Source organism: Nocardia sp. NBC_00565, from assembly GCF_036345915.1.
Classification (GTDB): Bacteria; Actinomycetota; Actinomycetes; order Mycobacteriales; family Mycobacteriaceae; genus Nocardia.
Genome location: NZ_CP107785.1, coordinates 7,556,032 through 7,574,552, shown reverse-complemented (window position 1 = coordinate 7,574,552; position 18,521 = coordinate 7,556,032). Strand labels below are relative to the sequence as shown.

The following is an 18,521-nucleotide window of genomic DNA, read 5'->3' as shown; positions in this document are numbered from 1 at the left end:
CCGTGCGAGGAATCGGGTCTCGCGGCGATACCCGAACCCGGGTGCGGGCCGCGTCTGCGCTGGCGACGGCGATGGTCATGTCCCGGACCACCGGGGCCTTCTATGTCATGGGGGGCGCGCTCGGCCTGTTGATCACCGGGATCGCCCCGGGCAACGAAGGCAATCGAGCGCTGGTGGGTACCGCCGCCGCGGTGGCGTTACTGCTCGGACTCAGCCTGCTCGGCTGGGGTCCGCGGTTGCCGCATGGCATCCATCACGGCTATGTCGCGATAGCGACGGTACTGGTGACGATCGCGGTATACGCGTTCCCGAATACCGTCGGCGCGATCAGCCTCGCCTCGTTCTATGTTTTCGTGGCCTGTGATGCCGCGCTGTTCTTCGCATGGCCACAGGCATTCGCGCACATAGCCTTCGCTATGGCCATGTGCCTATGGGTGATGCCGATAAGGCCGGTTCATCCCGGCTTGCCGTGGTGGTCCGGGCTGATTCCGGCGGGTGTGACCTTCGGCGTCGGCGTGGTCGTCGGCATCCTGACCCGAATGGCATCCGAGGCCGATATCGATGTGCTCACCGGACTGCTCAACCGCCGCGGTTTCGATCGGGCGTTGAACGGCGCGATCGAAACCGCCACCCGTACCGGCCAGGGGCTGGCACTGGTGCTCGTCGACCTCGACCGCTTCCAGAAGATCAACGATCACCTCGGCCACCGCGCCGGCGATGCGGTGCTGCGGCGCGTCGCCGACACCTGGTCGAAGTTGCTCGCGCCGGATCAGCGACTGGCGCGCTACGGCGGCGACGCCTTCGCGCTGTTGTTGCCGAATACCACCGAGCAGGCGGCGATTCTGCTGACCGAGCAGCTGCGGGCGTCGGTGACCACCGGATGTTCGGCCGGTGTCACCTCGTGGCAGCCGGGGGAATCCGGTTCGCTGCTGGTCAGTCGCGCGGATGTCGGTCTGTACCGGGCCAAGCAGGCCGGGCGCAACCGGACGGTGCTCGAGTCGTCGCGGCAGCTGCCGCTGGCGGTCGAACTGCGCGAGGCGATCGACCGCGGCGCGCTCGATGTGCACTATCAGCCGATCGTCAGTCTCACCGAGGGCGGCGGCAAGGCGGTCGGGGTGGAGGCGCTGCTGCGGTGGTCGTCGAGTGCGCAGCCCGATGTCACCACCGAGGGGCTGATCCGGGTCGCCGAGGAGTACGACCTCATCTCCGATCTGGACGAATTGGTGTTGCGTCGGGCCTGTGCGGACGCGGCCCGGTTGCAGGAGACCTTCGCGCAGCTGGATCTGACGCTCAACGTCAATGTCAGCGGACTGGAACTGGCCGAGGCCGGTTATGCGGACCGCGTCGCGGGGATTCTGGCGAGCACGGGGTGGCCCGCCGACCAGTTGGTGCTCGAGGTGACCGAGAGCGAGCTGGCGGCCGAATCCCAAACGGCCATCGGCAATCTGCACATCCTGCGCGAGCGCGGCGTGCGGATCGCCATCGACGACTTCGGCACCGGGTACTCCTCGCTGAGTCGCCTGGCCACGCTGCCCAGCGATATCCTCAAGGTCGACCAGTCCTTCGTCGCCGCGATCCGCTCGGACTCGCCCGCACCCCCGCTGCTCGGCGTGATCGCCGCGCTCAGCAGTGCATTGGACCTGCAGGTGATCGCCGAGGGCGTGGAGACCGAATACCAGGCCGCGGTACTGACCGAACTCGGTTTCGCGCTGGCCCAGGGGTATCACTACAGCGATTCGCATCCCGTCTCGGAACTGATCACCGACCTGAACGAGCATCAGGGGCGAGTCGGGCCCGGGCTCACCGATCGCGAACTCGGCGACGGGGACTTGCATGCCGCCAACGGGTGGTTGCCTCTCGGCTGAGTGCCCGAAAATCGCTTGACGTGACGGGGGCGGGTTGGTCAGGCTGAGGGCATGCGTTTGCTTGTTTACAGCTATTGACTCGGAAGGTCGCCGCGTGCCCGGTTGCCGGGTGACCTCGGACTTCATGCGCTCACGGTGCGGGCGGTGCTGTTCAAGGGCATCGGTGATCTGATCCCGCTGTACGCGCTCTACGCGGTGCTGTTCGCCGATCACGGGCTGAGCACCGGGCAGATCTCCGCATTGCTGGCGGTCTGGTCGGTGACCGCGTTCCTGCTCGAGGTGCCGTCGGGCGCTTGGGCCGATACCGTGTCGCGGCGGGGGCTGCTGGTACTGAGCGGTGTACTGCTGACCGCCGGATTCGCGCTGTGGACGGTGTTGCCGACTTATCTCGGGTTTGCGCTCGGCTTCGTACTGTGGGGCATCTCGGGTGCGCTCGTTTCGGGAACGTTCGAGGCATTGCTCTACGACGAGCTCGTGGCGCGCGGTGCGCGGCATGCGTATCCGCGGATCATCGGATATGCCAGGGCCGCATCGGAAACCGCGATCGTTGTTGCGATCGTTGCCGCGACTCCGCTCTATATCTGGGGTGGTTATCCGCTGCTGGGTTGGTCGAGTGTGTTGTTCGCGGCGGTGCACACCCTGGTCGCGCTATCGCTGCCGAGCGCACCGAAGGCGGTGTCCGCGGCCGATATCGAGGAGCTGGAAGATGATGCGGTCGAGGGTGATTCGAGCGGTGCATCGAAGCGGCACCAGCCAGCCGGCCGTGTAGCGGAGATCGCGGCCGACGTGACCGCAGCTGAGCGACGGGCGAGGTGTGCTGGGCGATTGGATGACATCGCCGAGGATGACTCGATCGACTCATCCATCTCACGCCGACGAGTGGACAGCGCCAACCCGGCGGTTACGGCGACATCGATTGGTCCGGTGGTGCGGAAGTCGACGCTGCCTCTGTTTGTCGACCCCAATGAAGAAGGACGTGACGGTCGCGCGCAACGGGCGGTTGGTGGAACTGCCACGTCGGATTACCGCGGCGCTGCATCCGACGAATGTGCGACGGTATCCAGACCATTCGTCACATACCTGAGCATGCTGCGAACCGGTGTCGAGGAGGCGATTCGGGTGCGTGTCCTGCGCAATGGCGTCATGCTCGGCGCGCTGTTGTTCGGGATCACCGCATTCGACGAGTACTTCGCCCTGCTGGCCCAGGAAGTGGGTGTTGCCACTGCCATAGTGCCGTTGCTGGTGGGGGTCACGGTGCTCGGCTCGCTGGTCGGCTCGGTGCTGGCCGGTCGTACCGAAGGGATATCCGCGCGGACCATGGCTCTCGCGGTCGGGATCGGCGGCGTCCTGTTCGTCGGCGGCGCACTGGCCACGGGCCTCGCCGTTCGATGGCCAGGCGCGGTGTATGCGCTTGCGGGCCTCGGCTTTACGGCGATCGGCGCGTCCTACGGCATCGTCTACAACGCGAGTATCGTGGCCGGCGCCCGACTCCAGGACGCGATCGAAGGCCCCGCACGCGCGACCGTCACCTCGGTATCAGGCCTCGCCGCCGAGGTAGTCGCACTAGCGGTATTCGGCTTCGCCGCGTTGGCCACAATGTGGTTGTCGATGTCCACGACGGTGGCCCTGCTCGGCGCACTCCTCCTCGCCATCGCCCTGGTCACGCCCTCATGGCTCCCGCAACGATCCAATTGAGTCGTCCCCGGCAAGTGGCGCGCCACCCCGGGAATGGAGTCTCTCGAGAATGCGCTGATGCAGGATTGCTCTCGCTTGCCTGCATCAGTGCATGGTGATCGGGCGTCCAGGAGTTCAGGGGAGGGGGGTGCCGATGAGGTGGCTTGCGGTGCGCAGAAATTGGTCGGTGGAGCTGTTGATGAGGGTTTCGCGGGTGATGGTGAGGGTGCCGGACAGCCAGCTGTTGGTGGTTTCCCAGAGGCCGCCGAGCAGGTGGGTGGCGGCGAATTCGGCTTGTTCGCCCGCGCTTTCGACGACGTCCGCGCCGATCTCTTCCGCGCAGACCGCCATCATGATGTTCGCGAACGAGCGCATCACCTCGGCGCGGCGCGTGAGCAGAGCCGGGTGCAGCTGTGCCTCGACGGTCGCGATGCGGGCCTTGCGCGGGTCGTCGGCGATCAGGTCGATGGCCGCGGCGATGGCGGCTCGGGTCTTGGCGCGGATGTCGCGACTCGGCGTCATGAATGCGGTGACCACGGCCTGACCGATCTCGTCGACGATGCCGTCGAACAACTCGCTGAACACGGTGTCGAGGTCGCTGAAACTCTCGTAGTAGTACCGCTCGGAGAGTTTGGCCTGGGTGCACAGTCCGGAGACGGTCAGCTTGGCGAAACCCGAGGTTCCGATGATCTCCAAGGCCGCGTCCAGCAGCGCGGCACGTCGACGTGCGCGGCGCTGTTCGATCGGTACGCCGCCATAGGAACGCGAGGTAGTAGCCATTGCGCTCCATTCTGGCATAGAACATTGCCAGATATCTGAATTTGTGAGACGGTCTTGTCAGAATGAGCCTCGATCCGATGGGTGCAATGCAATGACGCATGACGACCAGCTATTGCCCACTCCGCCGCTGTTCACGGAGTTTCCGTTCCGGTACGCGGTGCCGGTGCTGGCACCTGGCGATCTGCGCTGCACCGCGGCGCAGCGGGATTCGTTCCGCCGGTTCGCGCAGGTCGGGGATCCGCTCGCGGACAATGTGGTCGCGATGTTCAAGCGGCTGCCGGTCGGCGAGGGGCGGCGGATGTTCGAGGTCGCCGTCGAGCGCGGTATAGGTGCGCTGCCGGACGCACCCGCCGAGCTGGTGGCGTTCTTCGGGCAGGTCGAGGCGGATCCGTACTGGCTGGATCGCACCAAAATCGATCGCGGTGCCCGGGTCGTGGAACGCACCAGCGTCTGGGGCGGTATCGCGATGGGGATGTTCGCGCTGATGGGCGGCTATCTCGCCGCCCGCGCGGACAAGACGCTGGTCGGCACCGGCGACCTCGACGCGATGGCACCGCGCCGCCTGGCCGAAACCACCCAGTGGTGGCTGGATGTGACGACGCCCGGTGGGCTGGGACGCAACCAGGTCGGCTACAAGAGCGTGCTGCGGGTGCGGCTGATGCACGCGCTGGTCCGCGCGGGTATGAATCGCCGACCCGATTGGGACTACCAGGCCTGGGACCATCCGGTGAACCAGGTGTTGACCGTCGGCACGCTCGGGCTGTTCTCGATGGCGAATCTCGTTGGCGCACAGGCGCTCGGCCTGCGCTTCTCGGCCGGGGAGAAGGACGCCGTCTTCCATCTCTGGCGCTATGTCGGCTTCCTGCTCGGTATCGACGCCGAAATCCTGCCGACCAACGAAACCGATACCTGGCGCGCCTTCTGGATCCTCGCCGACACCGAATTCATCCCCGACGACGACTCCCGCCGCCTGGCCCAGGCCCTGGTTCCCGCGGCGGGCGGCCTGTTCATCGGCACCGACACCGCCGTCCAACGCCTCATCCGCCGGGCGATCACCAGCTACATGGTCGCCTACAGCCGAATCGTCCTCGGCCCCACCAACTCCGACTTCCTCGGCCTGCAGAACAGCAAGTTCTTCCAGAGCGCCGTCATGGCCACCGCCGTCGTCAACGGCGCCCTGGAAGTCCCCCGCCAACTCATCCCCGGCGCCACCCGCTGCCAAGAAAAACTCGGCGCCCGCCTCCGCTCCCGCCTGGTCCGCGGCTCCATCGCCCGCAACGGCGGCGACCGCACCTACGCCCGCCATGACACCTTCGCCAGCCGCGACACCGCCCTACGCGCGGGATAGCCGGCGATTACGGTCGATCGGGATGTGGTGGCGGCGGTGTGGCGGCTCGAGCGGTGGTGGGGGTGGGTGGCGGTACGGTGCGGGGGTGATGGCGCGGGCGAAGGTGGGGTTGGCCTTCGGGTTCTGTATCGGGGCCGGGGTGGCGGTGCAGGGCCGGATCAATGGCGCGTTGGGGGTGCGGTTGCAGGATGGGATCGCGGCGGCCTGTATCAGTTTCGGACTCGGGCTCGTGGTGTTGGTGATCGCCTTCGCGATCAGTCGGCGGCTGCGTGCTGGGCTGGGGCGGGTCCGGGGGGCGGTGTCGAGCGGTGAGCTGCGCCCATGGCAGTTGCTCGGTGGGCTGTGTGGTGCGTTTTTCGTTGCGTGCCAAGGACTTACGGTGGCCGCGATCGGTGTCACCGCCTTCACTGTCGCTGCGGTCGGCGGCCAACTGTTGAGCAGCCTGGTGGTGGACCGGCTCGGATTGGCTCCGAGCGGCCGCACCCCGGTGACGATGCTGCGCGTGGGTGGCGCGGTATTGGCCATGGTCGCGGTCGTTCTCGCGGCGGCGGGACGCTCCGGTGCTCCGGTCGGGTCGGCCGCGGTGCCCGAATGGCTGCGTACCGGACCCACCGCACTGCTGGTCGTCTTGCCCGCGCTCGCCGGTATCGGTCTGGCCTGGCAACAGGCGGTCAACGGCCGAGTCGGCGCGGTCGGCGGTCCCTTCTCGGCGACCCTGGTGAACTTCGGCGTCGGCACCACGGCCCTAGTCGCCATCGAAGTCTGCGTCCTCGTGGGCACCGGCTGGCCCACCGAATTCCCCAGCGAGCCATGGCTCTACCTCGGCGGCCTCATCGGCGTCGCCTTCATCGCCCTTGCCGCTCTCGCCGTCCGCTGGATCGGCGTTCTCCTCCTCGGCCTCACCTCGATAGCAGGCCAACTCCTCGCCTCGGTCACCCTGGACATCCTCACCCCAACCGGCGCCGGACTATCCCGCACCGCCGCAATCGGCTGCGCCCTCACCTTCGTTGCGGTCCTCGTCGCTACACGTTCGCGAACCTGATCCCAGCGTGTGCCCCCGGCAGGTCTGAGTCGCCCACCATTCGGTTCTCACCCGCTCTTTGTGGTGGGCGCGCATTTGCGAACCTGATCCCGGCGTGTGCGTGCGTGGCCACGGGCAGATATGAGCCGTCCACCCTCGCCTTTGTCGTGGTTGTTGTCCGCGTGTGTTCGTGAACCTGATCCCGGTATATGTGCGTGTGACTCCGGCGCCAGATGTCTGGCCATTCGGCGCTGCACCCTCACTTTTTGTCCCGATCCCCGCGGTCACGCGCCCGCGACCCTGATCTCGGCCAGCGTGTGCGTGGCCGGTGTTCGGGCCGTCCCGCGCTTCGGTGGTAGGCCGGCCTCCGCCAGCGTGCGTTCGTGAGCTATCACGGTACGAAAGCCTGTCGGCCGTCCTCGAATTCGCGTCGAAAGAAACCGGATCCCCGGTCTTTCCGGACACGAAAGCTGTTCCGGTCATTCACATTTCACGTGGCATAGCCTTGTGCGATGGTGCGGTCATGCTGATCGAATACGGGGTGTGGGGTTCGCGGCTGGTGGTCGGTGTGGTCTTCGGACTTTCGGCGTGGGGGAAATTGGCGGATCGGGTCGGGACCAGGACGGCGGTCGCCGATTTCGGGGTGCCGATTCGGTGGGTGCCCGCGGTGGCGTGGGGGCTGCCGGCGGTGGAGGCGGTGGTCGCGGCCGGGGTGTTACCGCCCTGGACCGCTGCATGGGCCGCGTTCATCGCGTTTCTGCTGCTCACGGGGTTCACCGCGGCGATCGCAAGACTGCTCGCCCGTGGGAAACGGCCGGCCTGTTCATGTTTCGGCGCGTTGAGTGCCGCGCCGATCGGTGTCCGGACCCTGGTGCGCAACGGGTTGTTGATGGTGCTTGCGGCGATCGTCGGCTGGGGTGCCCTGCGGTATCCGCGGGTGCCCGCTGGTCTGCCCGCCGACAATGCGGTGGGTCTGGGGGTGGTTGCCGTGCTGGTGGCGCTGCTGATCTGGCTGTTCGGCACCGTCGACACGCTGCGCAAGCGTTTGGACGCACAGGCACTCTCGACGCTCGGTGCGGAGGGTCTGCCGGTGGGTGCGGTAGCGCCGGAGTTCCAGTTGCTCGATGTCGCCGGTGACCGGACAAGTCTGGAGTCTCTGCTGGCACAGGGTAGGAACGTGCTGCTGGTGTTCATCCACCCCGGCTGCGAGATGTGCGCCGCACTGGCCAGGGAACTGCCGCGTTGGCATGCGCGGACGCGGCAATCGTTGACAATCGTGCTCGTCGGCAACGGTGATGCCGCCGAACACGCGGCCTGGGGGCGGGAAGTGGAGGTGGGCGATATCCCGGTCCTGGTACAGCAGGGTAATGAGGCCGCCCTGCGATATCGCGTCCGCGGCACCCCCTCGGCCGTGCTGATCGACGCGGACGGACGAATGGCGGCGCCGGTCGCGCGCGGCGCCATCGCCACCCGGGAATTGATCATGTCCACGAAAACGGTGGTACGGCTGCAAACGCCCGAATGCAACGGTACGCCTGCCGGGGCTCGTCGGTAATTTCCCGTATACGCCGCCTATTCAGTGGCCCGAAACCGACTGCTCTTCTAATTCTCATGAAGTCAATCAATTTATAGCAAACTGATAGCGACCAGGCTGGGCGGTCGATACGATCGAATAGCCAAGATGCACTTATCCGCGACCCATCGAGACGCTCGACGAAGGGGAAATATCATGGCGGACTTCGCATTCACGGACTATTCAGGCAAAGAGTTCATCATTCGACTCAACAACGAACAGCGAATCGCCGAGGCTCGCCGGATCCTGTCCGGCGAGGAACAGATGTCGACCCACGTCATGGGCCGCATAAGGAAAACGCAGACCGACTACAACCCGGGTTGGAGCTTCCATCTCGACCCGGAAACGATCACCTTCTTCACCATGGCCATCGAGGTCTGCGACTCGAGCATCGTTTACCTCGAGGATCATCTCGACGAGGCGTGCGGCCCCTTCCTGCCCGGCTGCTTCTGGTGTTCTTGGTCGTCGAGACTTACCCGCGAAGTCGCCTGACCTGGGGTGAAACCCGCTCGGTTCCGGTCGACGTGGGTGTGGTCGGCCGGAACCATCCGCGACTCAGCCGAGCTTGCGCGACCGCAGCTCGTGCCCCTTGGAGGTCTTGCATCGACCGGATTCCAGATCCCACTGCCAGCCGTGCAAATTGCAGGTAATTGTATTGCCTTCGATCACACCGAATTTCGACAGGTCTGCCTTCAAATGCGGGCACCGCCGCTGAACTTCCCACCCGGCCAATTCCGTCGACGCGGAATCATCGTGCGCCTCGGCGAACCAGCCGTCCGCATATGCGATCCGCTCATCGGTGAGACATTTGAAGAACGTGTAAAGGAATTCGTTGTACCCGCCGATGCGCCAGGCCTGGAACCGGGTGGACAGGAAGATGGTGTTCACCCAGTCCGGCTCGTTATCGCGTAGCACGGTCCGCACCAACTCCGGCGCGATCCGGAAACCGTAGCGATACCTGCCCTCGCCGTCGATCGGACCGCGCACCACGCGCTTGGGAAAGTCCAGCACCACGGTTTCGTCACCGATGACCAGGCCAACGGGGTATCCGATGCCGTCACAGATCAGATCGCTCTGGCCCATGATCGGCTCGAACAGCGCCTTCAAGGGTTCCAGCAACGGCTCGTCATCCGTTGCCCACGAAGCTTTTTCGGCCGCGAGCACGGGCGCGAGACGCTGCGCCATCAACTCGATGTACTTGGCCTTGTTGTCGTAGATCAGGCCGGGTTCGAACGGATGGGTCAGCGACAGTTCCGCACCGCGCACATCGGCGACCGAACCCGGAATCATCAAGATTCCACCCTCGTTCCCGTGGATCTTCATCTGCTCCAGGAACAGCATCTGATCCGGGAAGATATTGCCCTCGTCGCCGCGGTCGTCATTGAGGTAGCGCAGTTCGTCGTCGAGGAACACCGGCGGACCCGCCGACGGCACCACCCAGGTGGCACCGACCTGTTCGATATAGCTGCGCGCGCGGTCCATACCGCGCTGCCGCTTCTGCTTGCCGAAGTTCGACTTGGTGCGTGCGGGGATGTCGTAGACCATCGGATACCAGATCGCGCCCGAGTACTGCAGCAGGTGGATATCGATGTGGCCGAACGCGTCGTGCAGCACATCCATATCCACCGGGCGGGCGTCGTTCATGTTGAAACAGGTGGTCTCGCCATCGGATACGACCAGCCCAGAGTCGCCGATCGGTCCGTCGGCGGGCGCGCGCAGCGCGATGATCATGATGTCGATCGCGCCGCCGGGACCGCGCACCGTGTGCTTGACCGAATCCTCGGTCTCGAAGAACTTGTGGAAGCCGAGCTTGTCCAACTCGCGCTTCAGATCCGGCACCGGGTAGTCCGGCAGCAGGACGGTCGCGTCCTTGTTGACGTGCTCGGCCAGGTGCGCTGCGTCGAAGTGGTCGCGGTGCAGATGCGAGACATACAGAAAGTCGCAGTTGCCCAACTCGTCCCAGTCCAGCTGGGTGTTGTCCGGAAACGGGAACCACGAACCGAAGTACGCGGGATTGACCCAGGGATCGCAAAGGATCGACCCGGCCGCGGTGCGGATGTGGAATCCGGCGTGTCCCACGCTGGTGATCTGCACGAGCTGCTCCTCCTGACCGTTACCAGCCATCCAGGGTAGTGGTTAGGGGGAAACGTCGCCGATGCAGTAGCCCTTGGGCCCCGCGGTCAACGTGAAGGTCAGGGTCTGTGTCACACCGGAGGAGTTGGTGACCGGAACGTGGACCGCGAGGTAATCCGAGCGCAGCTGCTCGGACTGGATCTCTTGATCGGCGAATTTCGTGGCGCCGGTCAGGGTGCTGGAGTTGTTCGCCAGCGGCGCCGGGGTCGGGCTGCCGGTCCCGTTGGGGTCCCAGTTCGCCTTGCATATCAGCGGGAAGTCGCCCTCCTTGTCGGCGGGGTCGAGCGGCTTGCTGACGAGGCGGGCCAGATAGCGACGCACGGTATGCCTGGCGTCGGCTTCATTGGGTCCGGCCTCCGCGCCGTCCTGCGCTACCCATGGGCAGACAGTTTGCTTCGCGTTCTCGATGCCGGACGCGATCGCCCCTCGATCGAAGGTGACCGTGGTGCCCGCGTTCTGCCACGTGACGAGGCTCCGCGTGACGGTCGCGGGCTGGGCGAGGGCGTTCAGAATCGCCCGTTTGCCGGTGGACATGTCGGACACGTTGCCGGGAGCCATCATCCAGCACGCGGACCGCAATTCGACGGGTGTGGCGCGCTCCAGGGTGGCGCCGAAGCGCGATGCGACCTCCGCCGCGCCGGGCAGGCCGGGGGCCTCGCCGACCGGCACCGTGAACGCCTGGGTCAGCGTCTGGCTCGGCGTGGTCGGCATCGCGGCCGATGAGGTGGTCGCCCGCGCTGGTGCTTCGGCCGGCTCGTCACCGGGAATGCCGGAGACGGAATCGCAGCCGGTGAGTAGAACGGCGCTGGTCAGTGCCAGGCCGGCCGCTATCGCCAGTAGCCCTCTCCGGTCGTGTGCCCGCGGGTCCTTCCAGTCGCGTTCACGCGGTATCGGGCGGGCGCGTTCCACTTCGAAGGTCCTCTTTCGTAGGCGTGCGGTCGGGCCTGTTGTACGGCTGCGGTTCCGGCTCGACGCGCGCGTGGACGCGGCGGCTGTGCCGGGTGGGACAGTCTGCGACTACGCTAGCGGAATTGTGGAACCCGTCTACCGGACGATCATCGGTCTGGCCCGTACCGTCTTCTTCGTCGAAGGTCTGAAGTTCACCGTCAAGGGCGCTGAACGTATACCCGCGCGGGGTGGTGCCGTCATCGCGGTCAACCACACCGGCTATATGGACTTCACCTACGCGGGACTGCCGGTGCGCACGCCCAAGCGGTACATCCGCTTCATGGCCAAGAAAGAGGTGTTCGACAACAACATCTCCGGCCCGATCATGCGGGCGCTCAAGCACATTCCGGTGGATCGGTCCGCGGGCGCCGACTCGTACCTGGCGGCGGTCGAATACCTGCAAAAGGGCGAATTGGTCGGCGTGTACCCCGAGGCGACCATCAGCCGCAGCTTCGAGATCAAGGAGTTCAAATCCGGTGCCGCGCGGATGGCGATCGAGGCGCAGGTGCCGATCATCCCGATTGTCATCTGGGGTGCCCAGCGGGTGTGGACCAAGGGGTTCCCGAAGCGTCTGGGCCGCACCAACACTCCGATCGCCATTGCCGTCGGCGAGCCGATCCAGCCCGATGAGTCCGCCACCGACCTCACCGCGCAACTTCGCGGCACCATGCAGGCGATGCTGCTGGATCTGCAGCAGGACTACGCGCATGAACCCGGCGCGTACTGGGTGCCCGCACGTTTGGGTGGCAGCGCGCCTACCCTCGAAGAGGCCGATGCCATGGATGCCGCCGAAGCCGAGGAGAAGGCGGCGCGCCGGGCGGTCGAGGATTCGTTGTAGGGGAAGCTATGTCGCTCGAGCCGGTCTATGACATTCTCACGGGATTGGTCCGCACTGTTTTCGCGGCTCAGGGTCTGCGCATCGATATCGCTGGACAGGACCGGATTCCGCGCACCGGTGGTGCGGTACTCGCCGTGAATCACACTGCTCGATAGGGTGCAGTCGGACGGAGTCCGTCGATAGTCTCTTGCGCTTGGACGAGCGTATGCGAGGCCACCGCCTACCTGGACTTCATGGAGGTCGGGCTGGTCGGGCGCAATTCGGGCCGCAATGTCCGCTACATGATGAAGGCCGAGCTCGAACACGGCATCGTCGGCTTTCTCATGAAGCACTGCAAGGCAATCGGCGTCGATCGCACGGCTGGTGCGGCTTCCTACCGTCGGGCGGTCGAGGCGCTGTCCGACGGTGAACTGGTTGTGGTCTACCCGGAGGCGACGATCAGCCGCAGCTTCGAGTTGAAGGACTTCAAGTCCGGTGCGACGCGAATGGCGATCGACGCGGATGTCCCGATCATCCCCATCGCCATCTGGGGCGCGCACCGCATCTGGACCAAGGGTTGTCCGAAACAGCTCGGCCGCCATCGGTTTCCGATCAATATCCGCATCGGCGAACCGATTGCGGCCGCAGAACCGGGCGATGAGCTGACCGCTGAAGTCCGTGCTCGGATGGGTGAACTGCTCGAGGAAGCGCAAACGGGCTACGCGATGCCCGCGGGTGCGCCCTGGGTTCCGGCCCGTCTCGGTGGTGGTGCCCCGACCCTCGCCGAGGCTGCCGTCCTGGAGCAGGAAGAACTCGCTCGGCGTCGCGCCGAAGCGGATAAGAAGTCTCGAACGGCCAAAGATCGGTAGAGCTTCGAGGGATGTACAACAGCCCACGGGTGAAGTCGACGGCCGACCTGCTCGGCGAGAGGTGAGCTGGCGATGGCGTCGTCGCCGCCGCTGACGCATGCGTCCCTTCGGCGGCTAGAAGCGGGTGGGGACCTGGCAGGGCGTGGCTGCAGGGAGATCGCCGCGCAGGAAAGACGTCGGCGCAACGCCCATGAGAGTGCGGAAGTCCGCGGTCATATGGGATTGGTCGAAGTAGCCATTGGTTGCCGCGAGGTGCGACCAGGGGGCGTTACCGGCGTTGGTGAGCACCCGGCGGACGCGGCTGATGCGGGCGAAATGCTTGGGTGAGATGCCGATGCCAGTGCTGAAGAGGTTGCGGAGTTGGCGTTCGCTGACTGCGAGGCCAGCGGCGAGTCCCTGAATGGTTGGGGCCGTGGGGATGGCGGCGACGGCGTCGCGGAGCAGCTCGCGGTGGGCGCGTTGGGTCGATTCCTCGGAGATGCGTTGCGGGAGCACCTCTTCCAGGAACGGCAGGAGTTCCTCCGTCGGCAGCGCCGCGAGCTCGTTCACCAGATCGGCGGCGACGCCGGGGAGGTCGGCCAGGCGGACAACGCGATCGGCGAGGTCGGCGGCCGAGACCCCGAGCAGCTGGTAGGTAGCGCCGGGGGCGAGGCGTAGGCGTGCGCATCCGGCGGGTTTCTCGGCCATCGCATAGGAGGCGCGGGTTTGCGGGCCCAGGACCAGCGCGTCGCGGCGGTCCATATCGGTCGGCAGCACGATCGTCGTGCCCGCGTGCGGTACATGGGTGAACGGTGTGGACACATCGGTGACGCGGGGGATGCATCCGAGCTCGGTGATCCAGGAGCGTAGCGATTCGGGTGCGGGCACCGTGGACTCGATGAGGTCGGTGGTCGGCATGGTCACTCGACCCACTGTAAGCAGCTCACGGCCGAATACAGCGCCTCGAGTCGTGCCGAAATTTCCTATCGACCGAGGTGGCTGTGGCAGCAGGCTTTCCCCATGATCGTTATCACCGGTGCCACGGGCACCATCGGCAGCGAAATTGTCCGTGAGCTGGCCGCGCGCGGTGCGCCGGTTCGCGCGGTGACGCGGAATCCGGAGCAGGCGCAGGTGCCCGCTGGAGTAGAGGTGATCCGGGGCGACTACCACGATCTCGACTCGATGGCCGCCGCGATGGCCGGCGCGAATGCCGTTTTCATCGTCGGTGTCCTCGGCCCCGAGGATGCCGAGACCGACCGTGCACTGGTTGGTACGGCCCGCGATGCGGGCGTGCGCCGCATCGTGAAGCTCTCCGCCATCGGCACCGGCGATCCGGAACTGGGGCGCGTCGGCACCTGGCATCTGCCGGGCGAGGTCGCGGCCCGTGACAGCGGCCTCGAGTGGACCATCCTGCGCCCGAGTACCTTTGCCTCCAACACGTTGAGCTGGGCCGATGCCATCCGGTCCGGCCGGCCCGTGGCAAATCTGACCGGTACCGGCAGTCAAGGCGTCGTCGATCCACGCGACGTCGCTGCGGTCGCCGCCGAGGCACTGGCGACGCCCGGACACTCGGGTCACACCTACACCCTCACCGGCCCCGAACTCCTCACCGCCGCGGACCAGGCCGCCGCATTGGCAACCGTCCTCGGCCAACCGCTGGACGTGGTCGACGTGCCGGAAGACGTTGCGCGCGAACACATGACCGCGGCAGGTATGTCCCCCGAGTACGTCGACGGCGCACTGGCGGGTCAAGCGTATGTTCGAGCAGGCCGCAACGCCATCATCACCGACGATATCCGCCAAATCCTCGCCCGCCCGCCGCGCAGCTACGCCGAGTGGGCCGCCGACCACGCCTCGGCGTTCACGTCGGCGCTCACCGACCAGAGCGCCCGCTGAGATTGGCCCGAGCGCCTTTCCTGAGTAGCACCCTCCACACCCCGCGTACGGGGTGTGCGCTCGACGCAAACGGTGTGCACACCCGGATTTCGACGGGAATAGGCGCTGGGCGCGGAACCCTCGCGTCGAATGTCCGATTTTCCTTTGTGCATGGTGTCGGACTACAGTTTTGGACGCACGATGATGCAAGGCCCGGCCCCCGGGCCACGCATCGAAGTGCACGCGGATGTAGCGCAGCTGGTAGCGCATCACCTTGCCAAGGTGAGGGTCGCGGGTTCGAATCCCGTCATCCGCTCTCATAAAAGACCAGGTCAGCAGTGTTGAGCTAGCCTGGAGCGGGACGTAGGTCACCACCTATGTCACCACTTGCGGTCACAACGGCTTCTCAGGGCACGAAGGCACTGGAGGCCGACGCATGCTCACGCCACGACTACACCCGCTACATCGATCTCGACATCGCTCCGTTCATGGGCGAGTCCCTGCCGATCACCGCGTTCACCCAGGATCTCGACGCGGCCTGGATCGTGCACCTGGAACAGGACAAGGGCAACGGCGCGAAAACCATCCACAACAAACACGGATTCCTCTCCGCGCACGGCTCGCCGACCGGCCCATCGTGTCGGACCCTCGCGCCATACTGACGGGCATGGGTATGAAGCCGTGCGGCCGCATTCGCGCAGGGGACGGAGTAGCTGGTGTGGCTGAGTTCACGGTGCTCGCGTCGTGTTCGTGAGTAGCTTCTTGAGTATGGACAATGAGGGACCCAGCCGGACAGCGCTCGTGACTGCTTACGCCCGTGCCTATCATCAAATTGTTGACCGGCCAAGGATTCTTACCGATCCACTGGCGGCACGTCTGCTGGGTGTCACTGTGGATGAGCTGACCGAATTGGGCCGGCCCGCAGAGGATCGTCCCGGTAGCGGTGTCGGCCCGGGAATTCTGCGGCTGGGTGTCAGTGATCGGCCGCGCCGCCTGTTCTTTGCTGCTCGTGCCCGTTTCGCCGAGGATCGTGTGGCCGAAGCCGTCGCTGCCGGCGTGCGACAGGTCGTGATCCTCGGCGCGGGCCTGGATACCTTCGCCTACCGCAACCCTCATCCTGGCCTGCGTGTATTCGAGGTCGACCATCCCGCTACCCAAGCGTGGAAACACCAACGCCTGGCCGCATCCGGTATCGACCAGCCCGAGCGGTTGACTTTCGTGCCGGTCGACTTCGAAACCGACACACTGGCAACACGATTGGAGGCCGCCGGATTCAGCCGTACCGATCCGGCCGTATTCGTGTGGCTCGGTGTCGTCTTCTATCTGACCCCGGACGCCGCCCGCACCACCCTCGAATACATTGCTCGTCAATCCGAGCCGGTCGAGGTGATCTTCGACTACCTGCAGTCGGCAGACACCGACGAGGATCGTGCGCAGCTGCAGGTGCGCGCAAATCGAGCGGCAGCTGTCGGCGAACCCTGGTTCAGCTACTTCACTCCTGACGACATCGCCGCACAGTTGCGCGCGCTCGGCTTCACCGACGTCGAAGACCACTCCGCTGCGGACCTCATCGCTGGGTACCTCGATGGATCCGCGGAATTCGAGGGCGAACCACCCCAGGCACTGCGCCCTGTCCGCATACTACGGGCGAGCCGCTGAGGATTCCCCGCAAGTTCCTTGCCAGCGCAGGCCCAGCCGCGGCCGGTCTCGGGTGATTCCGGAGACCCTAAGTCGTTCGCGCATGCTATTCGTCGTCGGCGGGGTCCATAGACCGCTGCGCGACCCCGACAGCGCCGACGACGACTGACTCGTCGGGCCAACCGTCCGGACAGCCGGGATCGTCACGGCCTTGTCGCCGTCGGTGGTGCGGGTCCACCGGTCGACGTCATCGACCGTGCTCTGTGCGACCAGCTTGTCGTTCGTCATCCGCACTTCGTCCTCGCCGGACACCCGGGTAGTACGCCCTACTTCGGTGTCAGGAAGCCGCCGAGCTGCTGCTCGAGCAGTTCGGCCAGCCGTAATGGGGTGCGGTCCTCGAACATCGGACCGATGAGCTGCACTCCCACCGGCAGCCCCTCGGGGGACCGGCCCGCAGGGATGGCGGTGGCGGGCAGACCGGGCATGGTCGCCACACCGGCCCAGACGAGCTGGTCGAAGTACGGGTACTCGATGCCGTCGATGTCGATGTGCCGGTTCTCCAGACCTCCGTTGTGGTCGTGCGGGAAGGCGGGAGTTGGCGTGATGGGGCACACCACGGCATCGAACTGGGCGAAGAGCTGCCGCCAGCCGTGGCGGTGGAGTTCGCGACGGTTGTTCGCCTCGACCCAGTCGCGGTGGCTGAGCACCATGCCGCGCAGCCGCGCCGCATCGAGACTCCGGTCGTCCGCGCTCAGGGCGGCGGCGTGGGTCCGCAGCTGTTCGTACACGTCGACGGGAAGACCTGCGGCGGCGTTCGACAGCATCAGCAGCATGTAGAGCGTCGCCGCTTCGGTCGGATCGGGCAGCAGCGGACTGCGCCGTTCGACGCGGGCGCCCGCGTCGACGAGCGCCTCGGCGACCCGGGTCACGCCCGCCCGCACCGCCGATCCGGTCGGAATGAGCGGATGGTCCTCGATGATCAGGACACGGAAGTCCGACAGCCGCTCGTGACGCGCGGGCGGCAGTGCGACGTCGTAGGCGACGCCGTGGGTCAGCGGGTCCGGTCCGGCCATCACGTCGAGCAGCAGCGCGAGGTCGCGGGCGGTGCGCGCCATCGGACCGACAACGGCGAGGTCGAGATCGACCGGCAAGGCCGGCGCTGGCGGCGCGACCATACCGCGGGCCGCCGCCAGCCCGAGTGTCGGCTTGTGCGCGTAGACACCGCAGAAATGCGCGGGGGTGCGCAGCGAACCGGCGAGGTCGGAGCCGATGGACAGCGCGCCGAATCCGGCCGCCAGGGCCGCCGCCGAACCGCCGGAGGACCCACCCGACGTGCGGCCGTGATCCCACGGATTGTTGGTGGTGCCGTAGATCTCGTTGAAGCTCTGGATATCTCGCAGCATCAACGGCACATTGGTCTTACCGAGCAGCACCGCGCCGGCCGCCTTCAACCGCGACACCTGTACCGCGTCCTCGGTCGGTACGTAGTTCGCGTGCTGCGGCATGCCCCAGGTCGTGGGTAGCCCGGCGATGTTGTAGGACTCCTTGACCGTCACCGGAATACCGAGCAGCGGCCGGTCCTCGCCGCGGGCGCGCGCCTGGTCGGCACGATGTGCGGCGGCCCGCGCACGGTCGAAGTCCGGCACACAGATCGCGTTGATCGCCTTGTCGTCGCGCTCGATGCGGGCGATCGCCTCGTCGGTGAGTTCTACCGAGGTCACTTCACCGGCCCGCAACGCCGCCAACAGTTCTTCTGCCGACTGAAGATTCCATTCCATGAATCCGACGGTATCGGCGCGCCGCAGAAGCCATAAAATGCCGATTCACACAACGGGAAAGTCGAACAGGCCGCCGAAGTCACGCACTCGTTCTGCCTTCGTAGAAGGTCTGCCCCAGGTCGCAGTGTCGACAGTGGACCAACTCCACTGGCACAAGCCATGAAATGCCGCTTCGTGCAACGGGATGGATGTCTCAATACTCATCATGTTCCCCCGGCCACAG

General features: G+C 66.0%; 15 protein-coding genes, 1 tRNA gene and 1 pseudogene. 12 read left to right on the top strand and 5 right to left on the bottom strand.

Annotated features, from left to right (window positions below; genetic code table 11):
- Nucleotides 1–2: 2 nt before the first annotated feature.
- On the top strand, nucleotides 3–1,865 hold the full coding sequence (locus OG874_RS34970) for a putative bifunctional diguanylate cyclase/phosphodiesterase (RefSeq protein WP_330251316.1): 1,863 nt from the start codon (nucleotides 3–5) through the stop codon (nucleotides 1,863–1,865).
- A 102-nt stretch (nucleotides 1,866–1,967) separates the two neighbouring features.
- Entirely contained in the window at nucleotides 1,968–3,560 is a 1,593-nt protein-coding gene (locus OG874_RS34965; RefSeq protein ID WP_442943171.1) for an MFS transporter, read from the top strand.
- A gap of 114 nt (nucleotides 3,561–3,674) precedes the next feature.
- Here OG874_RS34965 and OG874_RS34960 read toward each other — a convergent pair whose 3' ends face one another.
- Complete coding sequence (locus tag OG874_RS34960; protein ID WP_330251315.1) at nucleotides 3,675–4,319, bottom strand: TetR/AcrR family transcriptional regulator; 645 nt, start codon at nucleotides 4,317–4,319, stop codon at nucleotides 3,675–3,677.
- 91 nt (nucleotides 4,320–4,410) lie between these two features.
- On the opposite strand from OG874_RS34960, the gene OG874_RS34955 reads away from it, so the two are divergent.
- The 4 genes from OG874_RS34955 (at nucleotide 4,411) to OG874_RS34940 (ending at nucleotide 8,753) form a co-directional block, all read left to right on the top strand.
- Entirely contained in the window at nucleotides 4,411–5,667 is a 1,257-nt protein-coding gene (locus OG874_RS34955; protein ID WP_330251314.1) for an oxygenase MpaB family protein, read from the top strand.
- 88 nt (nucleotides 5,668–5,755) lie between these two features.
- Nucleotides 5,756–6,709 carry a DMT family transporter gene (locus tag OG874_RS34950; RefSeq protein ID WP_330257559.1) on the top strand — a complete coding sequence of 318 codons (954 nt, stop codon included), beginning with the start codon at nucleotides 5,756–5,758 and terminating at the stop codon, nucleotides 6,707–6,709.
- 502 nt (nucleotides 6,710–7,211) lie between these two features.
- On the top strand, nucleotides 7,212–8,243 hold the full coding sequence (locus tag OG874_RS34945) for a peroxiredoxin family protein (RefSeq protein ID WP_330251313.1): 1,032 nt from the start codon (nucleotides 7,212–7,214) through the stop codon (nucleotides 8,241–8,243).
- Nucleotides 8,244–8,417: 174 nt separating this feature from the next.
- The gene (locus OG874_RS34940; RefSeq protein ID WP_330251312.1) at nucleotides 8,418–8,753 is read left to right on the top strand and encodes a BP74-related protein; all 336 of its coding nucleotides are present in this window, start codon (nucleotides 8,418–8,420) and stop codon (nucleotides 8,751–8,753) included.
- Nucleotides 8,754–8,816: 63 nt separating this feature from the next.
- Here OG874_RS34940 and OG874_RS34935 read toward each other — a convergent pair whose 3' ends face one another.
- Together OG874_RS34935 and OG874_RS34930 are read right to left on the bottom strand one after the other, a co-directional pair.
- Complete coding sequence (locus tag OG874_RS34935) at nucleotides 8,817–10,355, bottom strand: Rieske 2Fe-2S domain-containing protein (protein ID WP_330251311.1); 1,539 nt, start codon at nucleotides 10,353–10,355, stop codon at nucleotides 8,817–8,819.
- A gap of 42 nt (nucleotides 10,356–10,397) precedes the next feature.
- Nucleotides 10,398–11,303: a hypothetical protein gene (locus OG874_RS34930; protein ID WP_330251310.1), complete on the bottom strand. Its 906-nt coding sequence runs from the start codon at nucleotides 11,301–11,303 to the stop codon at nucleotides 10,398–10,400.
- A gap of 124 nt (nucleotides 11,304–11,427) precedes the next feature.
- Here OG874_RS34930 and OG874_RS34925 point away from each other — a divergent pair, with 124 nt between their 5' ends.
- Together OG874_RS34925 and OG874_RS34920 are read left to right on the top strand one after the other, a co-directional pair.
- A complete protein-coding gene (locus tag OG874_RS34925) occupies nucleotides 11,428–12,180 on the top strand; it encodes a lysophospholipid acyltransferase family protein (protein WP_330251309.1) in 753 nt (250 codons plus the stop codon).
- An 8-nt stretch (nucleotides 12,181–12,188) separates the two neighbouring features.
- Nucleotides 12,189–13,028, top strand: a pseudogene (locus OG874_RS34920) (lysophospholipid acyltransferase family protein).
- A 114-nt stretch (nucleotides 13,029–13,142) separates the two neighbouring features.
- On the opposite strand, the gene OG874_RS34915 reads toward OG874_RS34920, so the two are convergent.
- Entirely contained in the window at nucleotides 13,143–13,925 is a 783-nt protein-coding gene (locus OG874_RS34915) for an AraC family transcriptional regulator (RefSeq protein WP_330257558.1), read from the bottom strand.
- Between the two features lie 102 nt (nucleotides 13,926–14,027).
- On the opposite strand from OG874_RS34915, the gene OG874_RS34910 reads away from it, so the two are divergent.
- From OG874_RS34910 to OG874_RS34895, 4 genes are all read left to right on the top strand, one after another.
- On the top strand, nucleotides 14,028–14,903 hold the full coding sequence (locus tag OG874_RS34910) for an SDR family NAD(P)-dependent oxidoreductase (protein WP_330251308.1): 876 nt from the start codon (nucleotides 14,028–14,030) through the stop codon (nucleotides 14,901–14,903).
- Between the two features lie 222 nt (nucleotides 14,904–15,125).
- Nucleotides 15,126–15,198 (top strand) — tRNA-Gly (locus tag OG874_RS34905).
- Nucleotides 15,199–15,259: 61 nt separating this feature from the next.
- Nucleotides 15,260–15,544 carry a hypothetical protein gene (locus tag OG874_RS34900; protein ID WP_330251307.1) on the top strand — a complete coding sequence of 95 codons (285 nt, stop codon included), beginning with the start codon at nucleotides 15,260–15,262 and terminating at the stop codon, nucleotides 15,542–15,544.
- A 106-nt stretch (nucleotides 15,545–15,650) separates the two neighbouring features.
- Nucleotides 15,651–16,541 (top strand): class I SAM-dependent methyltransferase, encoded by an 891-nt coding sequence (locus OG874_RS34895; protein WP_330251306.1) that lies wholly within the window; start codon nucleotides 15,651–15,653, stop codon nucleotides 16,539–16,541.
- 305 nt (nucleotides 16,542–16,846) lie between these two features.
- On the opposite strand, the gene OG874_RS34890 is transcribed toward OG874_RS34895, so the two are convergent.
- Nucleotides 16,847–18,298 (bottom strand): amidase, encoded by a 1,452-nt coding sequence (locus OG874_RS34890; protein WP_330251305.1) that lies wholly within the window; start codon nucleotides 18,296–18,298, stop codon nucleotides 16,847–16,849.
- Nucleotides 18,299–18,521: the final 223 nt, after the last annotated feature.